Source organism: Actinoplanes awajinensis subsp. mycoplanecinus, from assembly GCF_001509495.1.
GTDB lineage: Bacteria > Actinomycetota > Actinomycetes > Mycobacteriales > Micromonosporaceae > Actinoplanes > Actinoplanes palleronii.
Map to the genome: position 1 here is coordinate 12,320 of NZ_LLZH01000296.1, position 13,358 is coordinate 25,677.

Below are 13,358 nucleotides of genomic sequence, written 5' to 3' on the forward strand. Positions count from 1 at the left end.
CCGAGGGTCCGCGCTTGCCGTCGTCGATCGACGCCGGCCCGGTCCTCACCCGGGGCACCCCATCGCGAACGCAAGGGTTGCCGGTCAGCGAGCCGGGGCTTGTCGCTGACACTCATGACCTGGCAACGAAGTTAGCAGACGTCACAGGCACGCGCCATATCCCATACTCAGAGTAGGGATTAGGGTCGATGGATGACCACCTTCGAGCAGCAGTGGACGCAGTGGCACGACGGGCACGAGAAGCGGCGGGCCGACCCGCACGGCTTCCTCGCGATCACCGGACTGCACTGGCTGACCGGGACCCCGCAGCGGTTCCCGGACGCGCCGGGCGAGTGGAGCACCGGCCCGGACGGCGTACTGGTGACCCTGAGTGACGGCGAGGAACTGGCCGGCATCGGCGCCGGCGAGCACCGGTTCGACCCCATCGAAGAACGCGGCGACATCACGGTGGGTTATGGCGACGCGATCCTGGAGATCGCCCGGCGGGGCGGGTCCGACGTGCTCCGCCCGCGGCACCCCGGCCACGAGACCCTGGTGAAGTACCTCGGCACGCCGGCGTACACGCCGGACGAGAAGTGGGCCGTGCCGGGGACGTTCGTGCCGTTCGACGAGCCGCAGCCGATCACGGTGGGTTCGGTGGCCGAGGGTCTCGAGCACGTCTACGAGTCGCCGGGGCGTATCGAGTTCAGCGTCGGCGGGCAGGACCTGTCGCTCACCGCGTTCAACGGGAGCGCGCCGGGGTCACTCTTCGTGCTGTTCACCGACGCCACGTCGGGGGTCACCACGTACGCGGCTAACCGCAGCCTGGCCGTCGCGGCGCCGGACGCGGACCGTGGCGTGGTGCTGGACTTCAACCGGGCGACGAACCTGCCGTGCGCGTACACCGAGTTCGCCACCTGCCCGCTGCCGCCGGCCGGGAACAAACTCCCGATCGCCGTCGAGGCGGGCGAACAGCTTCCGCGGTAACTTCCGGGGATGGAGCAGCTGCTCGCGCCCCTCGAGGCGCTGATCGGAATCCGCTCGACCGCCGACCGGCCCGGTGAGCTGCACCGGGCCCTCGGCCTGGCGCTCGACCTGGTCGGACCGGGCTTCGAGATCCGCCGATTCGAGTCCCGGGGCAGGCCCAGCGCGCTGGTGACCCATCCGGACCGGCCCGGCCGGCCCCGGGTGATCCTGAACGCGCACCTCGACGTGGTGCCCGGCACGCCGGATCAGTTCCGGGCACGCCGGGAGGGTGACCGGCTCTACGGCCGCGGCGCGCACGACATGAAGGCGGCCGCGCTCACCCTCGCCACGGTGTTCCGCGAGACGGCCGGCGACCTGCCGTACCCGATCGCCCTGCAACTGGTCACCGACGAGGAGATCGGCGGCTTCGACGGCACCGGCCACCAGCTCGGCCACGGGGTGCGCGGGGACTTCGTGATCATCGGCGAGCAGAGCGGGCTGCGGGTGGTCACCGAGTCGAAGGGGCTGGTCCGGGCCCGGCTGATCGCTTCCGGACGCACGGCCCACGCGGCGTACCCGTGGCTGGGCTCCAACGCGCTGCTCACCCTGATCACCGCGACGCAGCGGCTGATGGAGCGCTACCTGACACCGGCCGAGGAGGCCTGGGTCACCACGGTCAACCTGGCCCGGATCGCGACCGGCAACGAGGCGGTCAACCAGGTGCCGGCGGACGCGACCGCCTGGCTCGACATCCGCCACCCGCCCGAGGACACCGACCTGACCGGCCGGGACGCGGCCTCGATCGCCGAGCATCTGCGCTCGATCACCGGGCCGGAGGTGACCGTGGAGGTGGACAGCGTCGGCGCGCCGCACCGGGCCGACCCCGGCAGCGTCCAGGTCCGCGCGCTGCAGGAGGCGATCCGGACCGTCGGCCACCCCGGATCGCTGCTGCGCAAGCACGGCGCGGCCGACGGCCGCTTCTACTTCGGACTCGGCATCGACGCGGTCATTTTCGGTCCCACCGGCGACGACCAGCACGGCCCCGCGGAATACATCGACCTCAGCTCACTGCAGCCCTACCACGACGCCATACTTCAATTCCTCAAATCAACCCCTGTTTCGTACGCCGATTAGCGGAACCGGCCCGGCCGCCCACCCCGACAACGGCCGGCGCGCCGGGTGGCGACCAGCGCGGCAGACCGGCCGGGCGCAGTGCCGACCGCGGTCGCGTCGATCACCCTCGGGGCTGTTCCTGGTTCTGCCGGGGGTACCGATTACCCCCGTGGTGAGCGGCTCCGTGAACGGGGCCTCAGAGCGCGTAGGCTGGGCCTCAACCGTGGTGCGCGAACGCCCCGCTCCCGTGCGGGGCCGGCGCCCGGTGCCGGATCGCATCAGCTCTGGCTCTCGATCCGAGCAGGAACCGGAGAAGACCGTGGCGCACGCCTGGCGAAACAAGACCGCACCACCCACCACGAGGGCCGGTCGTGCCGGTCGTGTCTGATGCCCGGCATCGGACCCGGGTGGCTCAGCTGGTGGCGGCGCACGGCCCGGACGTGGGCCGGTTGTGCGACGCGTGCGTGGCCGAGCTGCCCGACATCGCCGGCGCCGGCCTCGCCGTGATCACCTCACTGCCGGCCCAGCAGGTCCGGTACGCCAGCGACGCGGTCAGCGCCCGGGTCGAGGATCTGCAGGTCACGCTCGGCGAGGGCCCGTGCAAGGAGGCGTACGCCGACCGCCGGCCGGTGCTGGTCACCGACCTGGACGACGTCCAGTGGACCCGGCGGTGGCCGATGTTCACCCCGGCCGCGATCAGCGCCGGCGCGCGGGCGTTGTTCGCGCTGCCGCTCGAGGTCGGCTCGACCTGCCTCGGCGTGATCGACCTGTACCGGCCCCGGCCGGGCGCGCTGGCCGGCGCCGACCTGGCCGAGGCGCTCGCGTTCGCCGGCGCCGCCTCCGAGCTGCTGCTCGCCGAGCAGATGCCCGGCGGCCAGCTGCCCGGCACCCAGGCGATGTACGCCCATCGCGCGGTGGTGCACCAGGCCACCGGCATGATCAGCGCCCAGCTCGGTGTGCCGATCCCGGACGCGTTCCTGCGGCTGCGCGCGTACGCCTACTCCTCCGACCGGAGCCTCGACGACGTCGCGAACGACGTGGTGGGCCGCCGGCTGCGTTTCACCGAGGCGGACGATGACACCTCGACCCACTGACCACGACGACCGGGACCGGGAGGCGGCCGTGAGCACGTCTCAGGAACAGACTCTGGCACAGATCTTCGTCGACCTCTCCGACACGCTGGTCGCGGACTTCGACATCATCGAGTTCCTGCACCTGCTGTCCGAGCACTGCGCCGAGCTGCCCGGTGTGCAGGCCGCGGGCATCATGATCGGCGACAATCCCGGCAACCTGCGGGTGATGGCCTCGTCCTCGGAGCAGGCCCGGCTGCTGGAGCTGTTCGAGGTGGAGGCCGACCAGGGGCCGTGCGTGGACTGCTTCGTCAGCGGCACGGCCGTGGCCGACCCGGACCTCGGCGCGCCCGACCCCCGCTGGGCCCGGTTCGCGGCCCGGGCCCGCGAGGCCGGCTTCCACGCGGTGCACGCGATCCCGATGCGGTTGCGCGACGACGTGGTCGGGGTGCTCAACCTGTTCTCCGCCCGATCGGGCGGCCTGGAGCCGGCAGTGTTGGACAGCGCTCGGGCTCTGGCCAATACTGCCGCCCTCGGTCTGTTGCAACACCGGGCCATCGAGTATCGGCAGGTCCTGGCCGAGGAGGTACAGCACGCCATGAACAGCCGGGTCAGCATCGAGCAGGCCAAGGGCGTCGTGGCCGAGCACCTCGGGCTGGACATGCCGGCCGCGTTCGCCGAGCTGCGCCGCTTCGCCGCGCGGTCCGGGCTGCGGCTCAGCGACCTCGCCACCGCCGTCACCGCCGGCGACCACGGCCCGCCGCCCCGGAGCCCGGACGACCGGCCCCGGGTGCTGCTCCTCCAGCTCGTCGACGTCCACGCCCTCGCCGGGCTCCGCGCGGCGACCGGCCGGGCCGCGGTCCGGCACGGCCTGTCCGCGTCCCAGACCGACCAGTTCGTCCTGGCCGTGCACGAGGCCGCGGTGAACACCGTGCGGCACGGCGGCGGTGGCGGCCAGGTCCTGGTGTGGCTCGCGGCCGGCGCGCTGTGGGCCGAGATCAGCGATCAGGGCGGCGGCATCCCCGACGACAAGCGCGTCATCGTGATGCCGGACCCCGGCTCCGAGGGCGGCCGGGGGCTGGCCCTGATCGACAAGGTGTGCGCCGTCGTCGACATCCAGACCGGTGTGTCCGGGACCCGTCTGCTGCTGGGTTATCCGCTCGACTCGCCGGTGCTGCCCGCGCCCGGCACCGTCGAGGGGTAGCCGAAGAGCCGGCCCAGGTCGAACAGGTCGAGCAGCCACACCAGCACCGGCGACGCCTGGGCCAGCACCACCGGGCAGCCGAGCGACTCCCCCTCGGCGCGGGCCAGAAGCAGCTCCCGCAGCACCGAGCAGTCGCAGAAGTCCACCTCCGCCGCGTCCAGCACCAGCCGGGCCGGCGCGGGACCGGTGAGCACCCGGCGCAGGGTGGTCGCGATCTGCGGGGCGTTGGCCAGGTCGAAACTGCCGGCCAGGGTCACCGTCACCGTGCCCCGCACCGGACCGGAGACCTGGATCTGCCCGGGCATGCTCCACGTCACGAGCATCGCCATCCCCCTCCGCCCGCAGGCCCGGGGCCGGCAGGCTCGGGCGGGCCCCTCGGGGCGATCCGGGGCCGCGGACACCCGAGGCTTCCACGGTAACCCGCCCGGCACGGAGGCAACGCCCGCCGGGAAATGGTCAGACGGTCGCGGCCAGCAGGTGCTCGACGCGACGGGCGATCCCCCGCAGGTACGGACCGCGGTCCGGGTCGACGAGCGCGTTCAGCGAGCACGGGCCGTGCCGGTGGAGCACCTCGGCGTACCGGGTGTCCGGGTCGACCCGGTCGCCGGTGGGGCCGACGGTCTGGTCGGCGTAGGTCAGCGCGTCGGCGAGCACGGTGCGCTCGTCCGGGTAGACGGCGAGCAGCTCGCTCAGGCCCTTGGCCGCGGCCACGAAGCGGGCACCGGAGTGGTACGCCACCAGCCCGGCGACCCGGATCGGCCAGCCGTACCGGGTCAGGTGGTCGGCGCCGTCGAGCGGGTGGAAGCCGGTGACCACGGTGGGTGCGGCGTACCCGATGTCGTGCAGCCAGGCGGCGGCGGTGAGCAGGTCGGCGTCCACCCCGAGCGGGCCGGCCAGCCCGGCGGCGCGCTCGGCGACACCCTGGGTGTGCCGCCAGCGGTTGCCCATGTCACCCAGCAGCGCCTCGGCCAGCAGCCGGGCCGCGCTGGTCAGCGGGCCGGCCGGGGCGAGCGCGGGAAGCACGAGGGTGCGCGCGAAACGGGGTTCGCGCAGCAGGCTGGGGGCCGTCATGGCCGGATGGTAGGCCGCGGACGGTTAACAGCAAGCGAACTGAGCATGAGCACGCTCTGAATGCCGGTCCCGGCCGGGTCAGTGCGCACGGTGCGCCCGGTGCGCGCCGGGCCGGCGGCGGGGCCGGGTCAGCAGCAGCGCGGCGCCACCACCGACGATCATCGCCCAGCCCATCACCATGATCGGCAGGGTGGACGGGCCGGTGATCGGGGCCGCGATCGGGTCCACCCCGGCGCCCGGCTGCGACCGGCTGGGTGACGGCGACGGCGACCGGGGCACCGACGGGACCACCACGGTCGACGGCGCGACCGCCTGCACCCCCTTGCCGGCGCTGCCCAGCACCGAGCCGTCGGCGTGCGCCTCGTACGTCTTCTTGCCGCTCTCGAGGTCCGTGCGGGTCAGGTGGTAGGCCGCGGACACGCAGATCGCCGACTCCCCCGGCGCCAGGGTGGTCGGCGCGCAGGTCACCCCGGCCGGCAGCCCGGTCACGGTCAGGCCGGTCACCGTGACGTTGCCGGTGTTGGTCACCACGATCGTGGACACCACGTCGTCGGCGAGGCTCAGCCGGCCGTCGCCGTCCCGGTCGGTCCACGCCGCGGTCTGCTTCGCGACCAGCTTCGGCGCGGCGGTCACCACCCGGACGCCGGCGCTCGCGGTGGCGAACGTGCTGGTCGTCGTGGCGCCGGGGCGGGCGCCGGTCAGGGTGGCCGACGCGGTCAGCGCCCGGCCGGCGTCCACCTCCGGCTGGGTGACCGCGGACGGCCGGTTCGAGACGCAGGTCATCTGCTCACCGCGGGCCAGGGCGGTGGTCGCGCAGGTGGCGGCACCGGTACGGGTGTCGGCGAGCGCGATCCGCTCCACGGTGGTGTTGCCGGTGTTGCTCACCGCGTACCGGAAAATGATCGTGTCGCCGGCGGTGACGCCCGCCGCGTGCCCGGCCGGAGCGACCTGCGGGGTCATCGTGAGCGTGAGCGCCGGTGCCGCGGTGACCAGCGCGACGCTCGCCGAGAACGGCCCGAACCGGGCGCCCGAGCCGGACACCCACGCCTCGTCGGTGATCGGCCCGCCGTCGTCGACGTCGGCCTGGGTGACCGGGTAGGGGATGTTCGCCGTGCAGGTCATCACGTCGCGCACGGCGAGCACGGCCCGCGGGCAGGTGACCGTCCCGGCGGCCGGATCGGTCACCGCGACCCCGGTCATCGTCACGTTGCCGTTGTTGGTGATCAGGTACGACCAGCCGATGTGATCCCCCGGCTCGGCCGCGCCCTGCCGCCCGGGCGGGTCGACGGCCGCGGTCACCATGCCGGTCAGGGCGGGCGCGCCGACGGCCACCGGCACGTACGTGTACGCCGGCCCGAACCGCACGGTGACCGCCGACCCCGGCCCGGTCGCGGACACGTAGGAGGCCGGCCCGAGCGGTTTCCCGGCGTCCACGTCGGCCTGGGTGACCGTGTAGGCGCTCCCGGAGATGCAGGTCATCAGCACCCCGACGGCGAGCGTGGCGGACGGGCAGACGGCCGTGCCGGTCAGCTCGTCGGTGACCGTGATCCCGCGCATCGTCACGGTGCCGTCGTTGACCACGTCGAACTGGAACATCACCACGTCGCCCGCGGTCGCCGCGTACCGGTGTGCGCCCGGTGTCACCCCGGCGTCGGAGGTGATCCGCAGCCGCAGGTCAGCGCTGATCACCGGCAGGGTGACGGCGTCCGAGCCGTAGTCGGTGACCGTCGCCGCGGCCGGCGCGCGGCCACCGGCCCGGGCGGTGGCGACCAGGGCGAGGCCGGCGTCGACGTCGGCCTGTGTCACCGGGTACGCCGCCGACGTGCAGGTCACCGTCGCGTGCACGGCCAGCGGGCCGCCCGGGCAGACGGCCGTGCCGGTCAGGGTGTCGATCACCCGGATGTCGAGCATGGTGACGTTGCCGGTGTTCGTCACCACGTACTGGAAGGTGATCGTGTCGCCGGCCCGGACCGCGCCGCTGTGCCCGGCCGGAGCGATCGTCGCGGTGCTGACCACGCCGAGCCCGGCGGACGGGCTGACCACCGGGACCGGCCCGGACCCGGACGCGGTGACCGTGACGTTCGCCGGGGTGAGCAGGGCGGCGACCGCGTCGTCGTGCACCGGCAGCCCGGCGTCCACGTCGGCCTGCAGCACCGGGTACGGCGCGTCCGACGTGCAGTCCACCTGGGCGCCGACCGCGAGCGTGCCGCCCGGGCAGGTGACGCTGCTGATCAGGGTGTCGGTGACGGCCAGCGCGTGCAGGGTGACGTTGCCGGTGTTGCGGACCCGGTAGGTGTAACCGACGGTGTCACCGGCCCGCACCGGGGTGGCCGGCGCCGGGGTCACCGTGAAGGTGATCGCCGGGGCCGCCAGCGCGACGGAGACCGGCGTGGTGAACGGGCCGAACGACGTCGGCGACCCGGCGGCCGGGGTGGCGGTCACGGTGGCTCCGCCGCTGATCGCGGTGCCGGCGTCGACCCGGGCCTGGGTGACCGTGTAGAGGGTGGCGGCCGTACAGGTCATCGACGCGGCGACGGCCAGGGTGGCCTGCGGGCAGGTGATCGTGGCGCCGAGGCTGTCGGTCAGAGTGATCAGGTCCATGGTCCGGTCACCGTTGTTGGTGACCGTGTACGTGTACCCGACGGTGTCCCCGGCCTCGGCCGCGTTCTGGTGCCCCACCGGGGTGACCGCCGGGACCACCACCACGGCGAGCGACGCGTGCGCCAGCGCGATCGGGATCGACGAGGCCACCCGGCCGTAGAGCACCGGGTCCGCGGCGAGCGTGGTGACCGCCTCGACGCTGACCGTGTCGACCAGCGGCAGCCCGGCGAACACGTCGCCCCCGGTCACCGTGTACGTCGCCCCGGTGCAGACCACCGTCGCGCCCGGGGCCAGGTCGGTGACGCCGCCGCAGCTGACCGGCGCGCCCCGGGTGGTGGTGACGCTCAGCGCGGTCATCGTCAGGTTGCCGGTGTTGGTGATGTCGTACCGGTAGGCGATCGAGTCAGCCGCCTGGACGCCGTTCTGCCGACCGCCCGGGGCGACCGTCGCGGTGTTCTGCACGCTCAGCGACGGCTGGGCGGCGGCCACCGTGATCGTGGCGCTGTCGCTGTTGTTGCCGCTCACCGGGTCGGTGCTGCCCGAGGTGGTGATGCTCGCGGTCACCGTCAGGCCGCCGCTCACCTGCGCGGCGGCGACCAGGTCGACGGTGGCGACGTTGGCGGCCGGGTCGCCGATGTCCGGGGCGAGCAGCACCGGGACCCGCCAGGACAGCTGCCCGAGGTCGAAGGTGGTGCCGGCGGTCTCGGTGCTCGCGGAGATCTGCAGCCCGGACGGCGCGCTCTCCTGGAGCACCACGCCGGCCGCGTCGGAGGGGCCCAGGTTGGTGACCCGGATCCGGTACCCGACCTCCGCGCTGACCACCGCCGACGGGGTCGAGGCGGTCTGCGTGACCTGCAGGTCGGAGCGTTTCACCACCGGCTTCGTGGTGGTCACCGTGTTGTTCGACGGGTCCGGGTCGCCGGTGGTCGCGGAGATCTCCACGGTACGGGCGTAGCTCGCCGCCGCGTACCCGGCACTGATCGGCACCGGGTCGAAGGCGACCTCCCACGTGGTGTTCTTGAGCATGGTCGCCAGGGTGCAGACGTACGCGCCGCCGTCCGGCGTGTACCCGGCGGTGACCGTGCCCTGGAAGGCGCAGCCGCCCCCGCCGGTCAGCGTGTACGCCGGCACCGGCTGGCCGGCCGCCACCGCCTGGCGCAGCACCACACCCTCGGCCCGGGTCTGACCGTTGTTGACCACCGTGACCCGGCCCCGGACGTCGTTGCCGGCCACCAGCGTCGCCGGGTCGGACGGGTTGACCAGGGTCTGCGTCACGGCCAGGTCGGTGCGCAGCAGCACGGTGAAGTTGACCGTGTCGGTGTCGTTCGACGACCTGTCGTCATAGGTCGGTGAGATCACCGTGGTGGTGGCGAAACCCGGCCCGGCGGCCGCCGTCGCGTCCAGCGTGGCGGTGCCGGTCAGCGGCACGCTCGCCCCGGCCGGCAGGGTGCCGACGGTGCACGCGTTCGGTGTGCAGTACGGGCTGTTGCGCGCGATCGTCACCCCCGGCGGCACGATCGTGTTGAACGTGACGTTGGTGGCGTCCGACGGGCCGTAGTTCGTCACCACCAGGGTGTAGTTGACGGTGTCACCGGCGTACGCGCTGGCCTGGCTGAGCGACAGCTTCACGCCGACGTCGGCGACCGCGCTGCCGGAGCTCTGCACCGAGTAGTTGTTGTTCGCCGCGCTCGGGTCCGGGGTGCTGCCGGTGACCGAGACCGCGTTGTTGACCGCGCCGCCGCCGCTCGGCTTCAACGTCATGTCCAGGGTCACCGTGGTGGTGGCGCCCGGCGCCATGTCGGCCAGCTGGCACTCCAGGGTGCCGATCGCGGTCCGTGCGCAGGTGCCGCCGCCGGCGCTGGTGTACGTGGCGGTCGACGGGATCACGTCGGTGAGCACCAGGCCCCGCGCCACCGACGGCCCGGCGTTGCTGACCGTGATCGTGTACGTGATCGGGGCACCCGCCACACCCGGCGTGTTGGTCATGGTCACGCCCACGTCGGCCAGGGTGGCCACCGCCGCGCTCACCGAGGTCGCGTTGTCGGCCTGGTTCAGCTCGTACGTCGTGCTCGTCACCGACCCGGTCAGCGTCGCCTGCGCGCCCGGGGTGGCCGCGGGCAGCACGTCGCCGCTCACCACCATCAGCCCGGTGCCGCCGGCCGCCAGCGACGGCAGGTCACAGCGCGCGTTCTGGCCGGTGACCGTGCAGGTCGCGCCGGACATGGTGGCCGTGACGTTCACGATGCCGGCCGGTACCACCGCGCTGACCTGCACCCCGCTCGCGCTGCTCGGGCCGGGGTTGGTGACGGTCAGGTTGGTGGTGGCGACCCGGCCGGCCACCACGGAGCCGGCCGCGAGCGCCGCGGTGATCCCCAGGTCGGCGGCCGGTGCCACGGTGGTGGTGGCGCCGGTCGACACCGCGGTGCGCGGGGCGGCGGCGAGCGGGTCGGTGTACGCCGCTGTCGCGTCGTCGGTGAGCACCGTGCCGGCCGCGGCGCCGGCCACCCGGACCTGGTAGCTGAACGACCGCGACTCGGTGACCGGGATCGAGCCGCCGGTGGACGCGCCGGCGCCGACACCGGTCCGGACCCGTACGGTGCGGGTCGCCGCGTCGTACTCGCCGGTGTCGCCGTCCGCGGTGTCGCTGACCGCGGTGGTGGTCGAACCGGTCACCGACCTGATCGAGCCGGGCACGAACACCGTCCCGGCCGGCAGGTCGTCGGCGAGCGTGGTGAGCTGGGCCGGGTTGCCGCCGTTGTTCGTCGCGGCGACCGTGTAGGTGAGCACGTCGCCGACGTTCGCGGTGGCGGCGCTGGCCGTGGTGGTGGCGGTCAGGCAGGCGGCCGTACCGAAGATGATGCCGTCGAGGAAGTTGCCGATGCTCGGGTCGGCGCTGGCCGAGGAGACCGACTTGAACGCGAACTGGGTCGTGGTCTGCCCGGCCGGGACGGTGTAGAGGCCCGAGTACGTACCCCAGGCGGTCTTGCCGTCGACGAAGCTGCTGCCCTGCTTCACGGTGGCGCCGGGCGCCCCGATCATCAGGTCCATCGTGTCGGTGCCGGTCCGGCCCCGGTGGCTGAGCTGCCAGCGCAGCACCTGGCCGGGTGTGGTGGCCAAGTCCTGATAGAGGGTGGAGACCTTGTTGGCGTTCAGCTCGGCGTGCTGGGTGCCGGACGCGGCGTAGACACCCTGGAACGGCTGGTGCCAGATCTCGATCATCTTGTCGGTGGCGGTGGTCAGCCAGCCGGGCACGTTCGTCTGCGAGGTGATGCTGATCGCGCCCGAGGCCGGGTTGCTGACCGTCAGGGCCGGCGCCTCGAAGTCACCGTTGGTGAGCAGGACCGGGGCCCCGCAGGTGGTCGCCGCGGCACGGGCCGGTTGTTGCTCCTGGGGCAGGTTGACGACGGTCAGGGTGAGCAGCACGGCGAGCACGGCGAGCAGAGCCGAGTAGCGTCCGACGGTCACCCCGCGACGCTATGACGGATGATTCATCCTTTAGTGGTTTTTAGCGGCATCCATCACCCTGGCCGTTCGGTCAGTCACCCATCAGCCGAACAGGTCTTGGCCGCCCGGTATCGACCTGGTTGGATCTTTAGGTTTACTCCCTGCCGCCAACGTTAGGTACCCCATGAGCGATGCGCCCACGACCGGGCGTCACCGGATGAGTTCCCCGTGGCTGCGGAGGCACCGCAAACGCCTGATCGGCGCGCTGGTGCTCACTCTCTCGCTGACCCCGCTGGCCTTCATGAACACCGCGGGCGCGGCGACCGCGCTGGCGCCCCAGCCGGGCAACTTCACCGGATCCGGGTTCGACGCCTGCACCGCGCCGTCCAGCGACACCATGGCCACCTGGCTGAAGTCGTCGCCGTACCGGGCGGCCGGCATCTACATCGGCGGCGTCAGCCGGGGCTGCGCCCAGCCCAACCTGACCGCGGACTGGGTGCGCGAGCAGGTCACCCGCGGCTGGCGGCTGATCCCGATCTACGTCGGCCCGCAGGCCAGCTGCACCAAGGCGACGAAGAAGAACCTGATCGCGGACGCCACCGCCGGCGCGCAGGGCACCGCCGCCGCCAGCGACGCGGTCGTGCAGGCCCGGGCGCTCGGGCTGTCGCCGGAGAGCGTGCTGATCTACGACATGGAGGCGTACGACAGCACTAACGTCGCCTGCAGGACCGGCGTGCTGAACTTCATGAACGCGTGGAGCACCCGGCTGCACGACCTCGGCTACTTCTCCGGCTACTACAGCAGCATCTCCTCCGGCATCGCCGACCAGGTCGCGGTCTACACCAAGGCCGGGTACGTCCGCCCGGACTACGTCGACTTCGCCCGCTGGGACGCCAAGGTCACCGTCACCGACACGCTGATCCCGACCGGCTACTGGGCGCCGAACCGGCGGATGAAGCAGTACCAGGGCGGTCACGTCGAGACGTACGGCGGCGTGTCGATCAACATCGACAACGACTACCTGGACTTCCGGCTGCTCCCCGCGACGAAGCAGGCCGACTGGACCCGCAACGGCTGGTCCGACCTGCTGGCGCTGACCAAGAGCACCGGCAACGTGTACCAGTACCCGGGCAACGGCTACTACCTGTCCGAGGGCAAGCGGACGTACGTGACAGGTGGTTTCGCCGGCATGGACCAGCTGGTCCGGATGGACCTCAACCGGGACGGCTACCAGGACGTCGTCGCCCGCAAGAAGTCCACCGGCGCGGTCTACGTCTACCCCGGCCTCAGCACCGGCCGGCTCGGCAACCGCAAGCAGATCTATAAGGACCAGCGCAAACTGCGCGAGTTCACCGCGATCGGCGACGTCACCAAGGACGGCTACCCCGACCTGCTGGCCCAGCAGATCAACAACGGCAACCTGTACCTCTACCCGGGCGTCAAGGGCGGCAAGTTCGGCACCCGCAAGGTCCTCGCCTACGGCAACTGGAACAACCGCAGCGAGTTCGCCGGCGTCGGCGACTTCAACCGGGACGGTTTCCAGGACCTGGTCGTCAAGCAGACCACGACCGGCGACCTCTACCTGTACCGCGGAAAGTCCGGCGGCTTCCAGACCGGCCTGAAGATCGGCACCGGCAAGAGCCTGCGCGACCTGGCCGGCGTCGGCGACTTCGACCGCGACGGCTATCCCGACCTGGCCGCCGTCCAGGCCAGCACCGGCTACGTGTACCTCTACCGCGGCACCGGCAAGGGCCTGTCCACCGGCGTCCGGATCGCCACCGGCTACAAGGGACGCACCCAGCTGTTCTGAGCAGGGTCCGGCCGGTGGATCAGCGCGGTCCGCCGGCCGGCCGGCGCGCCGGCCCCTGCTTGGGCTCGGCGGCGAAGAGCCGGAGAAGCGGTTCCCACGC

8 protein-coding genes and 1 riboswitch are annotated in these 13,358 nt (G+C 72.7%); of the genes, 5 read left to right on the forward strand and 3 right to left on the reverse strand.

Translation table 11 applies throughout. The features are described 5' to 3' along the window. Positions 1 to 5 precede the first annotated feature (5 nt). Positions 6 to 120, reverse strand: a riboswitch (SAM riboswitch). A gap of 72 nt (positions 121 to 192) precedes the next feature. The 4 genes from ADL15_RS34565 to ADL15_RS34580 all read left to right on the forward strand — a co-directional run bounded on the left by ADL15_RS34565 (position 193) and on the right by ADL15_RS34580 (position 4,332). Continuing rightward, positions 193 to 966 (forward strand): DUF1684 domain-containing protein, encoded by a 774-nt coding sequence (locus ADL15_RS34565; protein WP_067699988.1) that lies wholly within the window; start codon positions 193 to 195, stop codon positions 964 to 966. A gap of 9 nt (positions 967 to 975) precedes the next feature. Further along, positions 976 to 2,079 carry a M20 family metallopeptidase gene (locus ADL15_RS34570; RefSeq protein ID WP_067699992.1) on the forward strand — a complete coding sequence of 368 codons (1,104 nt, stop codon included), beginning with the start codon at positions 976 to 978 and terminating at the stop codon, positions 2,077 to 2,079. 386 nt (positions 2,080 to 2,465) lie between these two features. Continuing rightward, positions 2,466 to 3,152: a GAF and ANTAR domain-containing protein gene (locus ADL15_RS34575; RefSeq protein WP_157441794.1), complete on the forward strand. Its 687-nt coding sequence runs from the start codon at positions 2,466 to 2,468 to the stop codon at positions 3,150 to 3,152. A gap of 28 nt (positions 3,153 to 3,180) precedes the next feature. Then, a complete protein-coding gene (locus ADL15_RS34580) occupies positions 3,181 to 4,332 on the forward strand; it encodes an ANTAR domain-containing protein (protein ID WP_067699996.1) in 1,152 nt (383 codons plus the stop codon). Here the strand turns inward: ADL15_RS34580 and ADL15_RS34585 are convergent. From ADL15_RS34585 to ADL15_RS34595, 3 genes are all read right to left on the reverse strand, one after another. Continuing rightward, a complete protein-coding gene (locus tag ADL15_RS34585) occupies positions 4,281 to 4,661 on the reverse strand; it encodes an STAS domain-containing protein (protein WP_067699999.1) in 381 nt (126 codons plus the stop codon). The genes ADL15_RS34580 and ADL15_RS34585 overlap by 52 nt on opposite strands. Positions 4,662 to 4,788: 127 nt before the next feature. Further along, the gene (locus ADL15_RS34590) at positions 4,789 to 5,403 is read right to left on the reverse strand and encodes an HD domain-containing protein (RefSeq protein WP_083972161.1); all 615 of its coding nucleotides are present in this window, start codon (positions 5,401 to 5,403) and stop codon (positions 4,789 to 4,791) included. A gap of 78 nt (positions 5,404 to 5,481) precedes the next feature. Further along, the gene (locus ADL15_RS34595) at positions 5,482 to 11,469 is read right to left on the reverse strand and encodes a DUF7507 domain-containing protein (RefSeq protein ID WP_067700001.1); all 5,988 of its coding nucleotides are present in this window, start codon (positions 11,467 to 11,469) and stop codon (positions 5,482 to 5,484) included. Positions 11,470 to 11,665: 196 nt separating this feature from the next. Between ADL15_RS34595 and ADL15_RS34600 the strand changes: the two genes are divergently transcribed. Further along, positions 11,666 to 13,258, forward strand: coding sequence for a glycoside hydrolase domain-containing protein (locus ADL15_RS34600; protein ID WP_067700004.1), 1,593 nt, complete (start codon positions 11,666 to 11,668; stop codon positions 13,256 to 13,258). Positions 13,259 to 13,358: the final 100 nt, after the last annotated feature.